Annotated in this window: 15 protein-coding genes; 7 read left to right on the forward strand and 8 right to left on the reverse strand. The window is 63.8% G+C overall.

Translation table 11 applies throughout. From position 1 onward, the window contains the following. Positions 1-15 precede the first annotated feature (15 nt). Genes QTL98_RS13290 through QTL98_RS13300 form a run of 3 tightly spaced genes read right to left on the reverse strand, consistent with a single transcriptional unit; the run spans position 16 to position 2,950 of the window. Positions 16-1,131, reverse strand: coding sequence for an ABC transporter ATP-binding protein (locus tag QTL98_RS13290; RefSeq protein WP_445678947.1), 1,116 nt, complete (start codon positions 1,129-1,131; stop codon positions 16-18). A 16-nt stretch (positions 1,132-1,147) separates the two neighbouring features. After that, entirely contained in the window at positions 1,148-2,065 is a 918-nt protein-coding gene (locus QTL98_RS13295) for a carbohydrate ABC transporter permease (RefSeq protein ID WP_445678948.1), read from the reverse strand. Positions 2,066-2,068: 3 nt separating this feature from the next. Then, on the reverse strand, positions 2,069-2,950 hold the full coding sequence (locus QTL98_RS13300) for a carbohydrate ABC transporter permease (protein WP_445678949.1): 882 nt from the start codon (positions 2,948-2,950) through the stop codon (positions 2,069-2,071). Between the two features lie 213 nt (positions 2,951-3,163). On the opposite strand from QTL98_RS13300, the gene QTL98_RS13305 reads away from it, so the two are divergent. Together QTL98_RS13305 and QTL98_RS13310 are read left to right on the forward strand one after the other, a co-directional pair. Continuing rightward, positions 3,164-4,069: an AraC family transcriptional regulator gene (locus QTL98_RS13305; RefSeq protein WP_445678950.1), complete on the forward strand. Its 906-nt coding sequence runs from the start codon at positions 3,164-3,166 to the stop codon at positions 4,067-4,069. 160 nt (positions 4,070-4,229) lie between these two features. Continuing rightward, on the forward strand, positions 4,230-5,297 hold the full coding sequence (locus tag QTL98_RS13310; protein ID WP_445678951.1) for a tetratricopeptide repeat protein: 1,068 nt from the start codon (positions 4,230-4,232) through the stop codon (positions 5,295-5,297). A gap of 2 nt (positions 5,298-5,299) precedes the next feature. On the opposite strand, the gene QTL98_RS13315 is transcribed toward QTL98_RS13310, so the two are convergent. From QTL98_RS13315 to QTL98_RS13335, 5 genes are all read right to left on the reverse strand, one after another. Further along, positions 5,300-5,587, reverse strand: a complete 288-nt coding sequence (locus QTL98_RS13315) for a type II toxin-antitoxin system RelE/ParE family toxin (RefSeq protein ID WP_445678952.1) — start codon at positions 5,585-5,587, stop codon at positions 5,300-5,302. Continuing rightward, the gene (locus tag QTL98_RS13320) at positions 5,577-6,059 is read right to left on the reverse strand and encodes a hypothetical protein (RefSeq protein WP_445678953.1); all 483 of its coding nucleotides are present in this window, start codon (positions 6,057-6,059) and stop codon (positions 5,577-5,579) included. The genes QTL98_RS13315 and QTL98_RS13320 overlap by 11 nt, the downstream gene beginning before the upstream one ends. 146 nt (positions 6,060-6,205) lie before the next feature. Next, positions 6,206-6,547 (reverse strand): hypothetical protein, encoded by a 342-nt coding sequence (locus tag QTL98_RS13325; protein ID WP_445678954.1) that lies wholly within the window; start codon positions 6,545-6,547, stop codon positions 6,206-6,208. After that, on the reverse strand, positions 6,544-6,915 hold the full coding sequence (locus QTL98_RS13330; RefSeq protein WP_445678955.1) for an Hpt domain-containing protein: 372 nt from the start codon (positions 6,913-6,915) through the stop codon (positions 6,544-6,546). Before QTL98_RS13330 ends, QTL98_RS13325 begins: the two co-directional genes overlap by 4 nt. Continuing rightward, on the reverse strand, positions 6,912-8,258 hold the full coding sequence (locus tag QTL98_RS13335) for a dihydroorotase (RefSeq protein WP_445678956.1): 1,347 nt from the start codon (positions 8,256-8,258) through the stop codon (positions 6,912-6,914). Before QTL98_RS13335 ends, QTL98_RS13330 begins: the two co-directional genes overlap by 4 nt. A 191-nt stretch (positions 8,259-8,449) precedes the next feature. On the opposite strand from QTL98_RS13335, the gene ygfZ reads away from it, so the two are divergent. From ygfZ to QTL98_RS13360, 5 genes are all read left to right on the forward strand, one after another. Next, positions 8,450-9,337, forward strand: coding sequence for a CAF17-like 4Fe-4S cluster assembly/insertion protein YgfZ (ygfZ, locus tag QTL98_RS13340; protein ID WP_445678957.1), 888 nt, complete (start codon positions 8,450-8,452; stop codon positions 9,335-9,337). A 19-nt stretch (positions 9,338-9,356) separates the two neighbouring features. Next, positions 9,357-10,283, forward strand: a complete 927-nt coding sequence (locus tag QTL98_RS13345) for a helix-turn-helix transcriptional regulator (protein ID WP_445678958.1) — start codon at positions 9,357-9,359, stop codon at positions 10,281-10,283. Between the two features lie 112 nt (positions 10,284-10,395). After that, the gene (locus tag QTL98_RS13350; RefSeq protein WP_445678959.1) at positions 10,396-10,965 is read left to right on the forward strand and encodes a YbhB/YbcL family Raf kinase inhibitor-like protein; all 570 of its coding nucleotides are present in this window, start codon (positions 10,396-10,398) and stop codon (positions 10,963-10,965) included. A 241-nt stretch (positions 10,966-11,206) separates the two neighbouring features. Then, the gene (gene cobT / locus QTL98_RS13355; protein ID WP_445678960.1) at positions 11,207-13,213 is read left to right on the forward strand and encodes a cobaltochelatase subunit CobT; all 2,007 of its coding nucleotides are present in this window, start codon (positions 11,207-11,209) and stop codon (positions 13,211-13,213) included. Beyond that, complete coding sequence (locus QTL98_RS13360; protein WP_445678961.1) at positions 13,185-14,108, forward strand: patatin-like phospholipase family protein; 924 nt, start codon at positions 13,185-13,187, stop codon at positions 14,106-14,108. Before cobT ends, QTL98_RS13360 begins: the two co-directional genes overlap by 29 nt. The last annotated feature ends 4 nt before the right edge of the window (positions 14,109-14,112 follow it).

Raw genomic sequence — 14,112 nt, forward strand, 5'->3', positions numbered from 1 at the left:
TTTTCGGGGGAGGTCTCAGGCAGCGAGCTGCTGCTGCCCGAGGCCGACATTACGGCCGTCCTCCTTGTCGAAGAGGTGGACCGATTTCATCTCCGGCTGCAGCCGGATGGTGGCGGTGTCGCCCAGCGCCTCGAACTGGTCGGCGCTGACGACGGCAACGATGCGCTGGCCTTCGAGCTGGGCATGAAGATTGACCTCATGGCCCATGAATTCCGCGCTGAGCAGGCGGGCCGACAGCGCCGGCCCCTCGCCGGCCAGCACCAGATGCTGGGGGCGTATGCCGAGCACCGCCTGCGCCGGGCGCCCGGTCAGGCGGGCAATCACCTCGCCTGACAGCGGCAGGCGCTGGGTGCCGATTACGAAGTCGGTGCCTTCCAGCGCTCCGTCGATCAGGTTCATCTCCGGCGAGCCGATGAAGCCGGCGACGAAGAGATTGGCCGGGTGGTTATAGAGTTCCTTGGGCGTTGCCACCTGCATGATGCGGCCGGCCTGCATCACGCAGATGCGGTCGCCCATCGTCATCGCCTCGGTCTGGTCGTGGGTCACATAGATGACGGTGGAAGAGAGCCCCTCCGCCTTCAGCTGGCGGTGCAGGTCGGTGATGCGAACGCGCATCGAGGCCCGCAGCTTGGCATCGAGGTTGGAGAGCGGCTCGTCGAAGAGGAACACGCCCGGCTTCTTGATCAGCGCACGGCCCAGCGCCACACGCTGCGCCTGCCCGCCGGACAGCTGCTTGGGCAGCCGGTCCAGCAGCGGCTCGATCTCCAGGATGCGAGCGACATGGTCGACAGCTTCCTTGATCTCCGCCCTGGGTAAACCCTGGATACGCAGGCCGAAGGCCAGGTTGCCGCGCACCTTCATGTGCGGATAAAGCGCGTAATTCTGAAACACCATGGCGATGGAGCGCTTGCTGGGGGAGAGATCATTCACCAGCTCGTCGCCGATATAGATCTCCCCGCCCGATACCTGCTCCAGCCCGGCGACCATGCGCAGGGTAGTGGATTTGGCGCAGCCGGAGGGGCCGACCAGCACCATGAACTCGCCGTCGGCGATATCGAGGTTGATGCCGTGCACCGCCTTGAAGGCATTGCCGTAAACTTTTTCAAGATTTCTGAGTTGAACGCGTGCCATGTCAGTCCTTCTGGGGTCAGCCCTTTCGGCCACCCGCGGAAATCCCCTCGATGAAGTACCGTTGCGCCGCGAAGAACACGATGAGAGCGGGCAGGATGGTAAGGACCGACATCGCGAGAATGCGGTTCCAGTCGAAGGCTTCGGTGGTGTCGATGGAGAGTTTGAGCGCGAGGCTCACCGGATATTTGTCGACGGACGAGACATAGATCAGCGGCCCGAGGAAATCGTTCATCGTCCACATGAACTGGAACAGGCAGACCGAGATCAGCGCCGGCGCCAGCATTGGCACGACGATGAAGATGAGCGTCTGCAGGCTGTTGGCCCCGTCCACGCGCGCCGCCTCTTCCATATCCGCCGGCAGCGAACGCAGGAACTGCACCAGCATGAAGACGAAGAAGGCATCCCCCGCCAGCGCCGACGGCACCCACAGCGGCAGGAAACTGTCGAGCCAGCCCAGATCGCGAAACAGCAGATACTGCGGAATGCGGGTCACCACATTGGGCAGCAGCAGGATGGCGATGACGGAGGTGAACAGCACCTTCTTGAGCGGAAAATCGAACCGCGCGAAGGCATAGGCCGCCATGGTGCAGGAGATGGCCGTGCCGATGACCTTGGGCAGGATGATGAGGAACGAGTTCCAGAAGAAGCGGCCGAAGGTATAGGGCGTGGAAGTCTGCCAGCCCTTGATATACCCCTCCGCAGTCGGTGCATGCGGCAAGAAGCCGGCGCCGGTGAAAATCTCCTGGTTGGTCTTGAAGCTCGCGCCGATCAGCCAGATGAGCGGATAGAGCATCACCAGCCCGACGATGGCCAGCAGGCCATAACGGACAAGCGTGGAGAGCATCTCCCGCCGGGCGCGGCGTAGGGCGGCGGCCTCGTTCAGCGCCTTGATATCGGGCCGGGCAGCCGGCCTTGTGACAGGAACATTCGTCATGGCTCAGCTCCTCTTGTCGCCGGCGTAATAGACCCATTTCCTCGACGACCAGAAGGCCACGAGCGTGAGCACCATGATGATGAGGAAGAGCACCCAGGCGATGGCCGAGGCATAGCCCATGTTGAACTTCTTGAAGGCCTCTTCGTAGATGTAGAGCGGCAGCAGGTAGGTGGATTTCAGCGGCCCGCCCTGGGTGATGATGTAGGGGCCGTTAAACTCCTGGAACGCCTGCACCATCTGCATGATGAGGTTGAAGAAGATGACCGGCGTCAGCAGTGGCAGGGTGATGAAGAAGAAGGTGCGCACCTTGCCGGCACCGTCGATCTCCGCCGCTTCGTAAAGCGAGCGGTCGATGGATTGCAGGGCGGCCAGAAAGATCACCATGGCCGAGCCGAACTGCCAGCAGCGCAGCAGCGTGATGGTGAAGAGCGCGTTGGTGGGGTCGCCGAACCAGTCCACCGGGCCAAAGCCGACGGCGCCGAGCGCCATGTTGACCAGCCCTTCGGACGCAAAGAGATACCGCCACAGAACCGCAATCGCGATGGAGCCGCCAAGGATGGACGGCACATAGAAGGCGGTGCGGAAAACGTTGATGAATTTGAGCTTGTAATTGAGGATCGCCGCGATAAAGAGCGCGAAGGTCAGCTTCAGCGGCACCGTCAGGAACACATAGAGCAGCGTGACGTTCAGCGACCTGATGAAGGTCCGGTCGCGGGTAAAGAGCCGCACATAGTTGGCGATGCCTGACCAGCGCGGGCTGTTCATCAGGTCGTAGCTGGTAAAGCTCAGATAGAGCGAGGCCAGAAACGGCACTGCGGTGAAGACGAGCAGCCCCACGATATAGGGCGTGAGATAGCCCAGCCCCAGAAGGCGTTGTCCCTTCATGCTGCGCCTCCCCGGCATTGCCGGGCCACGCCGCATTCACATACGTTTTCGTACAAGTTAGGCTCCTGGGTCGTCGCGGGATACCGGACGTTTTATCGTCCGTGTTCCTGCGATGCGACCTCCTCCCGATATATTTTGGTTCGCTTGTGTGTCGCCTGTTGTGAGATAATCCCAATCGCGCCGCTAAATAAATAAACAAAGGCGAGGAAAAAGATGGACGAAATCGAAGGCGGCATCCTTTCCAGCATTCCGCCGGCAGCGCTGACCCTGACGCTGACACGCGCCACCATCCCCATGCTGCATTCGCGCACCTGGAGCATCGACAAGATCAACCCGGTGGAAGATCTGGTGATCTGTCTTGAAGGACGCGGCCATTACCTGATTGATGGCCAGCCGCGGGTGCTGGAGCCGGGCGATGCCATGCTGCTGGCACGCGGCCAGCGTTTTCAGGGCTGGAACGAGGGGCCTTACGATTATATCGGCATGGCCCAGCACTTCACGCTCGACATCTATGGCCAGCACAATCTCATTGCGCAGATGGACCTGCAGTCGAAGGTGAAGCTCAGCCGCTGGGGCCTGCTGGAGCCGCTGGTGCGCCAGTATCGCCGCAGCGCCCCGCCCTCCTCGGTAACGCTCGGCCAGCATCACCTCTTCATGTATTTCCTCATCGCCTATATCGAGGATGCGTTCCTCGCCTGGCGGGGTCAGCCCAGTTACCAGCCGCAGAATGCAGACATGATCGACCTTGCGGTGATGAAGGCCGTCACCACCATCTCGGCCAACCCGCTCGATCCGGAAAGTGCCGACAAGGCAGTGAAGGCGGCGGGTTACAATCAGGATTATTTCCTGCGCGAATTCAAGAAACGCGTCGGCCATACCCCGCGCAAATATCAGGAATTCCGCCGCATGGAGCGCGCCATGCATCTGCTGGAAGCCGGCCTTCCAGTGTCCGGCGCAGCGGCGGAAGTGGGCTATACCGACCCCTATTATTTCTCCCGCATGTTCAAGCGCATGATGGGCATCAGCCCGCGCGAACACGTCAACTGCATCCGCAAGAGCCGCCATGGCGGATTGCTGGGCATGGACGAGCCGGATCAGGAACGGCAGTTAAGGGCGTAGCGGAGGTGAGAGGGGGCGGCCAAGTGAGATTTCATACCTCACCTAATTTATGATTGTGACTTTCATTCTCAAAATATAAAACCGACAGCTGATCAGGCTGGCAAAAATGCGTACAGGTTGCGCTCGCCCGCCTCCTTCTTTCAGGAAAAATGGCGTGAGAATGAAGCTGAAGTTGCGGACCTCCCTGCTCTGCGCAGGCTCGCTGATTTTCGCCTTGCAGGGATGCACAACCGACAAGGGCCAATCGCAGCCACCCCAGACGTCGAGCACAGCAGTTCCCGCCCCGCTTACAGGCGATCCCTTGAGCGATGCCCAGAATGGCGATGCCGCCGCCATGGTGACTGTGGGCCGCATGTACCTCAACGGCACCGGCGTAGCCAATGACGATCATCAGGCTTTTGTCTGGTTCAGCAAAGCGGCCGATCTGGGATCGACTGATGGACAATATTATCTCGGCAGACTGTACGCCGAAGGCTCGGGCGTGGAGCGCAGTTATGGCCGCGCTATCTACTGGTACAACCGGGCCGCGAACAGAGGCCATACTGTAGCCCAGTACGATCTGGCGATGATTTATTCCCATGGCTGGGGCGTTCCTAAGGATAGCAGCCTCGCGTACAGCCTTTTCCTGAAGGCCGCGAACCATGGAAATGCCGATGCCCAATATTGGCTGTCGTCACCCAGCCGACAGGCTGGCGAACATGACGACCGGGCGCTTTACTGGCTGCAACAAGCGGCTACAAACGGCCACTCAACAGCACAGTCCAATCTGGGCATCAGGTATCTCATCGGCGATGGCGTCCCCAAAGACCTGAATCTGGCTGCCCGGTGGATGGAAAAATCAGCCAATCAGGGAGATGCAGCAGGTGAATACAATCTGGCTCACCTGTATTTCACGGGAGAGGGCGTGGAACGTAACCCTGAACGGGCCGCGGAGCTTTACAGACAGTCAGCCGAACAGGGTTGGGCAGCGTCACAGTTCATGCTGGGAACAATGTATGGCGATGGTAACGGCATCAGGAAGGATCTGGTTATCGCCAAGGCCCTACTGACCCTTGCGGAGCGAGGTCATGTCTTAATTCCAACGCCGGGGCTGGATCAGCAGTTCGCCAAGATGAATGCCCAGCAGCTTTCGGAAGCGCAGGATCTGGCCGATCACTGGAAGCTAAGGGAGCCGCTCCCCACAATGAGCCAGACTTGGCATGACACGGAAGGGGCCGCACCGGGTTGAGGTCATGGCCATTGCTGCGCACCGTGCAGAATGCGAACCAGATCGATAGCCTCCACCACCCGATAGACAACGATGAATGGCGTGCCGGCGACCACAAGCTCACGCGTTCCGGCTATCCGTCCGACGCGACCTGAAAGCGGGAACTCCCGCAGCCGCTCGGCTTGACGCTCGATCTGATCCCATATATCGAGCGCGGCCTTCGGATTGTCCGCCGCGATATGGTCAGCTATCTGTTCAAGGTCTCTGACGTAGGACTCGCGCCTGACGAGGCGTCTGCGTTCAGTTGCCATTCAGGGCTGCACGGCGCACAAGTTCGGCCCGCTTTGCCCTCACACGAGCCTCCCACTCATCCCCGGCGACAGGCTGGTTGGATCCCTCCTCAATGCCATCGAGTGCAAGTTGGACCTGACTGCGGAACCAGGCATCATGTTCGGCAGCTTCGCGCAATTGTCGCTGACGCTCTGCCGTATCCGGCCGCTTACGCTGAACCGCAGCGGGATCATGCTGCGTCAAGTCGATTTCAAACCGTTCGAACCCCAGCTCCTCGCGCACATAGGCCGCTGCGGTATTAAGGTTGCGCCAAAGGCGTACCCGGCGGGAGCGCTGCGCCGCCACTGCCCTCTCCGTTGCCCCGTACCGGACCAGAACGGCAAAACCGCCCGGCTGCCCGATAACGACAGCGCCGCTTAGCGCCCGGGCATCCGCAAGGTTGCGGACGGCCTTCCCGTCAATGGTTTCAAGGACAAGTGCCGATTCTGGCATCGAAGGCCTCATCTGATAAAGATCACACTTTTATCAGATAATCGCATATCCTGCCGTCCGAACCAATCTTGAGTTCAGCGCAGAAAAAAAGCCGGCGCCTCCTCGAAGCGCCGGCTTTTCATCTCGCGACCCGCAGGCCCGTGCGATCAGTGGTGCGCGCGGTGCAGGATGCTTTCGGTCACACCGGTTTCGTAATCCATGCCTTCCTTGGTGACGATGGCGATGGAGGGGAACTGGCTGACGATGAGGCCCTTGCGCTCCAGCGCCTTCCACACCGCCTCATTGCCAAGACCGGTGGCGTCCGACGTCATCACCACGGCCGGGCCGACATGGAAATGGTTGCCGTGCGGGCTCGGCAGCAGGCCGGTGTGGCGCGCCCCCTCGGGTTCGGGCGCGTCACCACCGACGGTGGCAGCCAGGAACTGGAAGATGGCGAGCGTCTTGAGCTGAAGGGCATTGAGCTTCAGCGGGTTCACTTTGGCGTTCATGATGCTCCGTAACGCTGGCTGAAAAACTGGATGACGGCCGTAAAATCGGCCTTGAACGCGGGCACCGCAGCCAGGGCGGCAGCAAGTTCGCCAGCGCTTGCGGCTTCTTCGATGTAAGCCGCGCGGGCGGCTGCGGCAAGGGCGGCGATGTTGGCGAGCATTCCCTTGGCTTCATGCGCAAGCGCGCGCAGTGCGACGGCGTCGCTGGCGGCGCAGGCCTGTGCCATCTCCGCCATGATGCGCTCACCTTCCTCGGCAAGGCGGGCTGCCATGATGCGCAGCACATCCTCGCCGAGCATGTCCTCAAGCACGGCGAGGCTGGCAGCATCAAAAAGGCCCCCGCCCTCCCCGGGCTCGCCCGTCGTCATTTGCCGGTCGCCACAATCGCATCGAGGAAGCGTGCCGGCTCGCCGATGGCGCCGCCCAGCAGTTCATCATCGCGCATGACGATGTTGCCGCGCACGACGGTGGCAACCGGCCAGCCGGTCACCTGCATCCCGTCATAGGGCGTCCAGGCGGCGCGGCTCTTGATCCACGCATTGGTGATGGTGCGTTTGGCCTTGAGATCGACGATGGTGAAATCAGCATCCCAGCCGCGGGCGATGCGGCCCTTGCCGGCCAGCGAGAACACGCGCTGCGGGCCGTGGGCGGAAAGATCGACAAACCGCTCCAGCGTCAGGCGGCCGGCATTCACATGGTCCAGCATCACCGGCACCAGCGTCTGCACCCCCGTCATGCCGGACGGCGTTGCCGGATACTGCTTGGACTTCTCTTCCAGCGTGTGGGGCGCGTGGTCGGAGCCGAGCACATCGGCAACGCCTTCGGAAACCGCGCGCCACAGGGCAAGGCGGTGATGTTCCTCGCGGATCGGCGGGTTCATCTGCGCGAGGGTGCCGAGCCGGTCATAGGCCTCGGGCGCCGAAAGCGTCAGGTGCTGCGGCGTCACTTCCATGGTGGCGACATCCTTGGCGGCAGCCAGCAGCTCCGCCTCGTCACCGGTGGTGATGTGCAGCACATGCACCTTGCGGCCGGTCTCGCGGGCAAGGCGGATGATGCGGCTGGTGGCCAGCACCGCCGTTTCCACATCGCGCCACACCGGATGCATGCGCGGGTGGGCGCCGCCTTCCACCAGCTTGAAGCGCTCGCGCATCCGCGCCTCGTCTTCGGCATGGATGGAGACGACGCGGTGGCCATGGGAGAGCACGGCGCGGATATGCTCTTCGGCCTCTACCAGCAGGCTGCCGGTGGAAGAGCCCATGAAGATCTTGACGCCGGCACAGCCCGGCAGCGTCTCAAGGCTCGCCATCTCCGCCGCGTTCTCGGGCGTTGCGCCCATGAAGAAGGCGTGATCGACCCAGGCACGGCCCTTGGCACGGGCCAGCTTGTCGGCAAGCGCCTCGGCGCTGGTGGTCGAGGGCTTGGTGTTGGGCATCTCGAAGATGGTGGTGACGCCACCTGCCGCCGCACCGGCGGTGCCGGTTGCCAGATCTTCCTTGTGCTCGTTGCCCGGCTCGCGGAAATGCACCTGGCTGTCGATGACGCCGGGCAGAATATGAAGGCCGGTGGCATCAAAAACCTGATCGCCGGCAGAAGCCGGAATGTCGCCGATATGGGCGATGCGGCCGGCGATGACGCCGATATCGGTGGAGATACGGCCCGCGGCCATCATGACGGTGCCGCCCTTCAGCACCAGATCAAAACGCTCCTGCATGCCCCAAATCCCCTGACTGTCTTTTAAGGAAGCGGCGCCTGCCGGCGCCCGGTCAGAGGGCAGGTTTAGGAGCCTTGCCGCCCAAGGTAAAGCATCGCATGGCGCTTGATAGCGGCGGCAGGCAGGCCTATGTGCCAGTAAGGAGCACAGCAGGCCGCCCATAAGGGCGCCCTCCCAGCGATGGACAGACCATGACCGGTTCCGCCAGCGGATATCTCACCCTTCCCGCCCGCGCCGTGCTTGCCCTTGGCGGCGAGGACCGTGTGGCCTTCCTGCAAGGGCTTGTTTCCAACGATATCGCCGCCGTCAGCCCGGCCCGCGCCGTGCAGGCCGCGCTGCTGACGCCGCAGGGCAAATATCTCTTCGACTTTGCGGTGGCCAGCGACGGCGACAGATTGCTGCTGGATGTGGAAGCTGCGCGGCTGGATGATCTTTACCGTCGCCTGCGCATGTACAAGCTGCGCTCGAAGGTAACGCTGGAGCCTCTGGCCGGGTGGAGCGTCACCGCCCTTGCCGGCCCGACCGCAGCGACGCTTGGCGCAGCAAGCGAGGCTGGCAGTGCGGCCCCGCTGGCTGGCGGCGTCCTCTTTACCGATCCCCGCATAGCCGGGCTCGGTGCCCGGCTGATGGCACCGGCTGAGGCGTCAAGCGCAGCGCTCACCGAAGCCGGCATTCCGGCGATGGACGAGGCCACTTATGAAACGCTGCGACTGACGCTCGGCGTGCCGGACGGAGCACGGGATTTCGAGCTGGAAAAATCCACGCTGCTGGAAGGCAATATGGACGCCTTCAACGCCATCTCGTGGGAAAAAGGCTGTTATGTCGGCCAGGAACTGACGGCGCGCACGCGCTATCGCGGCCTTTTGAAGAAACGCATGATGCCGGTCGAGATCGAGGGGCCCCTCCCCGCGCCCGGCACGCAGATTCTGCAGGACGGCAAGGATGCCGGAGAGGTGCGCAGCGGCGCTGGCAACCGCGCCATTGCCATCATCCGGCTGGAAGCGCTGGAAAAGACCGGCCTGCCGCTGATGGCAGGCGAAGCGCGCATCCTGCCGCCCGCCGGCACCCCGCAGGGCTGACGCAGGAGCCAGGGCGCCCATGAGCACCGCGCTTGCCCGCAAGGAGAGGATCGGCCCCGAAAGCGAGGCAGGGGACTGCCGGCCGGAGTGGTCAGGCAGCACGGCCTTTCCGGCGGAGCGGCGCATCTGGCAGCGCGAGGGTATTGGCGCGGTGGCAACCGTGCGCCAGCGGCGCGAACTCTATATGGCGCGGGTTGCCATTGACGCGCCGACGATCATCCTCGTCAGCCGTGGGTCGAAGACCCTTGTGGGTGAGGGCTGGCGGGAGGTGATCCATACCGACGATGCCATTTTGCTGGCAGCCGGCGTCAGCTACGACATTATCAACTCGCCCGATTCCGACGGCCTCTACGAAGCCGCCTGGTTTGCCTTCAGCCCCGGGCTGATTGCCGCGCCCTTTCCGGAAGAGAGTCTGACCCGCCCGGTGGAAGGGCAGATGGCACTGCGGTCCCTGCCGGTCGGCTTCGTCGCCGCCTTTGAACGCGCCCTTGGCAGCATGATGGCGCCGGAGACGGCACCCTTGCCGATCATGGCGCAGCAGGCCCGCGAACTCCTGACCTGGATCGCCCTTTCCGGCGGCCGGTTCCTGCCGGCGGAAGCACCGCCGCTACCCGTCAGGCTGCGCAGCATGATCGCCGCTGCGCCGGAGGCAGAATGGAAAGCTCCCGACCTTGCCCGCGCGCTGGCGATGAGTGAGGCAACGCTGCGCCGCCGCCTTGCCGCCGAAGGCACCAGTCTTGGCAAGCTGCTGACCGATGTACGCATGTCCCGCGCCCTGACCTTGCTGCAGGTAACGGACAGGCCGATCAACTGGATTGCGCAGGAGGTGGGGTATGACTGCGCTTCCCGTTTTGCCGCCCGGTTCCGCGCCCGCTTCGGTTTCCTGCCGCGGGCCGTGCGTGGCGAAAGACGCGTGCGTACTGGTGATGCCCCGGAAGTGACTTGATCGAATCAGCACATTTATTGACTGAAGACGAGCCGAAATAAGTCCACAAACACGCCAACTTCATCAGGCCCGACGCCCGGCTGGCGTAGCGGGCCTGACAAGGAGTTAGCCCATGACCCGGATTTTCCGCCCCGTCCCCCTGATGGTCGCCGCCGCGCTGCTGGCGGCAACTGGCACCAGCGCTTCTGCTGCGGATTTCACCCTTTCCAGCCCCGACCTCCAGGACGGGCATTTCGCCAGTTCGCAGGTGATGAGCGCAGCCTTCGGCTTCGGTTGCAACGGCGACAATATTTCCCCGGCGCTCAACTGGAGCGGCGTGCCCGCCGGTACCAAAAGCCTGCTGCTCACCATCTGGGACAAGGACGCTCCGACCGGGGTCGGCTTCACCCATTGGATTGTCGCCAATATCCCGCCCACGGCAACGGGCCTGAAGCCGGGCGCCGGCAGCGGCGCAGCAACCTTGCCGGAAGGTGCACTCCAGACCCGCACCGATCTCGGCAAACCGGGTTATCTCGGCCCCTGTCCGCCGGTCGGCACCACGCATGACTATATCTTCACCCTCACGGCCCTGAAGGTTGAGAAGCTGCCTGTGGACGAGACGGCAACGCCGGCGCTCATCGGCTTCATGGCCGGGCAGAACAAGCTCGCGAGCACAAGTTTCACGGGCCGGTACAGTCACTGACGGCAACCGGCCCGGAAGACAGAAAAGGGCCGCAAAAAGCAGCGAAGATTTGAAGGGCGAGCCCCGGCCGGGGCTCGCCCTTCTGTTTTGCAGCCTTATTCGCCAACTTGTTCTTATGTTAGCGCAGCCTCTTGCCCCGCCGCCCTGCCGGGATGCTAGAGTGGCCGCTCAAGGCCCGGTTTCGGGACCAGCCGCCCTTTTGAGGAAGGGTGGCCCACCCAGTCAGGAAGCAGTGCGTTTCATGTCGTCGCCTACCGATATCTCGCCCCAGCCCCGCCGCATGAGTGCCAGCGCCGAGCCGCGTCTTGCCAGCGGTGCACCGGCCGGGCCGGGTGGAACGGCGGCCGGCAATGTGCCGCCGGGCGGCGTGCCAAAGGGCGAGGCGCAGGTGATGCGCAAGGAATCGCCGGCCGATGTCTACCGCCAGGTCGCAACGGTTGCCGTGCGTTCCATGGCCGCCAAGGGCGATATCGAAGTCAATTTTGGCGGCGAGGCTGCGGCGATTTCCGGCAACCGGGTGCGGCTGCCGATGCTGCCGCGCGATCTGGACCCGACCGCCCTTGCCAGCATGCGCGGTGCGGCCGATCAGGTGTCCCTGCGCCTTCGCCACCACGACGCTGCGCTGCATGCCGGGCGTCTGCCCATCAACGAGACGGCACGCGCCACCTATGACGCGCTGGAGCAGTGCCGCTGCGAAACGGTGGGCGCACAGGATATGGCGGGCGTAACCCGCAATCTGGATGCCGCCCTTGCCGACCGCTATCGCCGCAAGGGCTTCGAGCGCATTCAGGAGCGCGATCAGGTGCCGCTGGCCGATGCCGTGCGCCTGATTGCCCGTGAGGCCATGACCGGCCAGCCCATCCCCAAGAGCGCGGCCGGTGCCGTGGGTCTGTGGCGGGAATGGGTGGAGCAGCGTATCGGCATGGAACTGCCGCATCTGCGCGAGGTGATGGACGATCAGGACGCCTTCTCCCGCCTTTCCCGCAAGCTGCTGGCCCGCCTCGATCTGGAGGATGACCCCTTCGAGAACGAGGAGCAGGAAGAAGAGCAGGAAGAGCAGAACCAGGACGCTGCCGACGAGGAAAAGCCCGACAGCCAGAACAGCCCCGGCGAGGGTGAGCCCGCCGCCGGCCAGCCGCAGATGGACTTTGAAGCCAGCGAAGGCGACATGGACCAGTCCGGCGAGGCGGAAGGCGAGGATATGGAGGGCGACGAGCGCCAAGGCGCCGAGGGTGAAGAGCCCGCCGGCCCCGGCCAGCCCTGGATGCCGCCGGGCGATCGTGGTTTCGATCCCGAGGATTATCGCCCCTTCACCACCCGCTTCGACGAGGTGGTGCTTGCCGATGAACTCTGCGACCCGGACGAGCTGTCGCGCCTGCGCCTGCAGCTGGACCAGCAGCTCAAGCACCTGCAGGGCGTCATCGCCCGCCTTGCCAACCGCCTGCAGCGCCGGCTGATGGCGCAGCAGCTGCGCGCCTGGGATTTCAACCTTGAGGAAGGGCTGCTGGATACCAGCCGCCTTGACCGGGTCATCACCAACCCGGCCCTGCCGCTGACCTACAAGATGGAAACGGATACCGATTTCCGCGACACTGCCGTGTCGCTGCTGATCGACAATTCCGGCTCCATGCGCGGACGCCCCATCACCATCGCCGCCATTGCCGCCGATATTCTGGCCCGCACGCTGGAGCGCTGCGGCGTGAAGGTGGAAATCCTGGGCTTCACCACCCGGCAGTGGAAAGGCGGCGAAAGCCGCAATGCCTGGATCGAGGCCGGCAAGCCGGCAAGCCCCGGCCGCCTCAACGATCTGCGCCACATCATCTACAAGGCCGCTGATGCCCCGTGGCGCCGCGCGCGCAAGAGCCTTGGCCTCATGCTGCGCGAAGGGCTGCTCAAGGAAAATATCGACGGCGAAGCGCTGCTGTGGGCGCATCAGCGCCTGATCGCGCGGCCGGAAGATCGCCGCATCCTGATGGTGATCTCCGACGGTGCGCCGGTGGATGACAGCACACTGTCGGTCAATTCCGGCAGCTATCTCGAGCGGCATCTGCGCAATGTCATCGACTATATCGAGACCCGCTCGCCGGTTCAGTTGGTAGCCATCGGCATCGGCCATGATGTGACGCGCTATTACAAGCGCGCCGTCACCATCGTGGATGCGGAGCAGCTGGGCGGCACGATGATGAACCAGCTAGCCTCCCTGTTCGAGGAAGAGTCCGGTGGCCCGCGGCGGCGTAATGCCGCCTGACGGGAGGGGAGAGCGCAAGGCGCGCCTCGGCCTTGCCCTTGGCGGCGGTGCGGCGCTCGGCTGGGCGCATATCGGCGTGCTGCGGGTCCTGGAAGCGCAGGGCATTACGCCGGACATCATCACCGGCACCTCGATGGGCGCTTTTGTCGGCGGCTGCTTCGCGGCCGGCCGGCTGGGCGTGCTGGAGGATATCGCCCGCTCCATGCGCTGGAGCACGCTCTGGCGTCTTGCCGATTTCAAACTCGGCTCCTCCGGCCTTTTTGGCGGCGAGAACATCTCCGAAGAGCTGCGGCGCGAGCTGGGTGACCCGCTGATCGAGGATCTCGCCATCCGTTTTGCCGCCATGGCCTCGGACCTGACGACGGCCGAAGCCCGGCGGCTGGACAGCGGCAATCTCGTGGATGCGATCCGCGCCTCCATCTCCCTGCCCGGCATCTTCACCCCGATCCGCCACCAGCGCGAACTCTGGGTCGATGGCGGCATGACCGAGCCGCTGCCCATCACCGCCTGCCGCGAGCTGGGCGCTGACCTCATCGTCGGCGTCAATGTGCTGGGCAATTACAACGGCGCCAGCCTGATCCGGGACGAGCGGCGCATCTTTGCGCAAAAGCGCGGACTGTCGAAGGCGCTGGGGCTGGTGACGGGCGGCGGACGCGGCCCCGGGGCCATGACCATCGTCAACGCCTCCTTCGCCGTCGTGGTGCAGGAACTCATCAAGACAAAACTCGCCCTCAACCCGCCAGACCTCTATGTCGCCCCCGACGTGAAGGGGTACAATCCGGCTAATTTCGACCGGGCGGACGAGCTGATAGAGCTTGGCCGCGCGGCCATGGTGGCCCAGCTGCCGCGCCTTTATGAGCTGATGGCCGAAAACGGCCTGCCGCTGCCGCGCTGAAGCC

Source organism: Radicibacter daui, from assembly GCA_030657355.1.
Classification (GTDB): domain Bacteria; phylum Pseudomonadota; class Alphaproteobacteria; order Radicibacterales; family Radicibacteraceae; genus Radicibacter; species Radicibacter daui.

Excerpts from the sequence above, each read along its gene's own strand:
- QTL98_RS13290 (WP_445678947.1), bottom strand. The coding sequence starts at position 1,131 with ATGGCACGCGTTCAACTCAGAAATCTTGAAAAAGTTTACGGCAATGCC.
- QTL98_RS13295 (WP_445678948.1), bottom strand. The coding sequence starts at position 2,065 with ATGACGAATGTTCCTGTCACAAGGCCGGCTGCCCGGCCCGATATCAAG.
- QTL98_RS13300 (WP_445678949.1), bottom strand. The coding sequence starts at position 2,950 with ATGAAGGGACAACGCCTTCTGGGGCTGGGCTATCTCACGCCCTATATC.
- QTL98_RS13305 (WP_445678950.1), top strand. The coding sequence starts at position 3,164 with ATGGACGAAATCGAAGGCGGCATCCTTTCCAGCATTCCGCCGGCAGCG.
- QTL98_RS13310 (WP_445678951.1), top strand. The coding sequence starts at position 4,230 with ATGAAGCTGAAGTTGCGGACCTCCCTGCTCTGCGCAGGCTCGCTGATT.
- QTL98_RS13315 (WP_445678952.1), bottom strand. The coding sequence starts at position 5,587 with ATGGCAACTGAACGCAGACGCCTCGTCAGGCGCGAGTCCTACGTCAGA.
- QTL98_RS13320 (WP_445678953.1), bottom strand. The coding sequence starts at position 6,059 with ATGCCAGAATCGGCACTTGTCCTTGAAACCATTGACGGGAAGGCCGTC.
- QTL98_RS13325 (WP_445678954.1), bottom strand. The coding sequence starts at position 6,547 with ATGAACGCCAAAGTGAACCCGCTGAAGCTCAATGCCCTTCAGCTCAAG.
- QTL98_RS13330 (WP_445678955.1), bottom strand. The coding sequence starts at position 6,915 with ATGACGACGGGCGAGCCCGGGGAGGGCGGGGGCCTTTTTGATGCTGCC.
- QTL98_RS13335 (WP_445678956.1), bottom strand. The coding sequence starts at position 8,258 with ATGCAGGAGCGTTTTGATCTGGTGCTGAAGGGCGGCACCGTCATGATG.
- ygfZ (WP_445678957.1), top strand. The coding sequence starts at position 8,450 with ATGACCGGTTCCGCCAGCGGATATCTCACCCTTCCCGCCCGCGCCGTG.
- QTL98_RS13345 (WP_445678958.1), top strand. The coding sequence starts at position 9,357 with ATGAGCACCGCGCTTGCCCGCAAGGAGAGGATCGGCCCCGAAAGCGAG.
- QTL98_RS13350 (WP_445678959.1), top strand. The coding sequence starts at position 10,396 with ATGACCCGGATTTTCCGCCCCGTCCCCCTGATGGTCGCCGCCGCGCTG.
- cobT (WP_445678960.1), top strand. The coding sequence starts at position 11,207 with ATGTCGTCGCCTACCGATATCTCGCCCCAGCCCCGCCGCATGAGTGCC.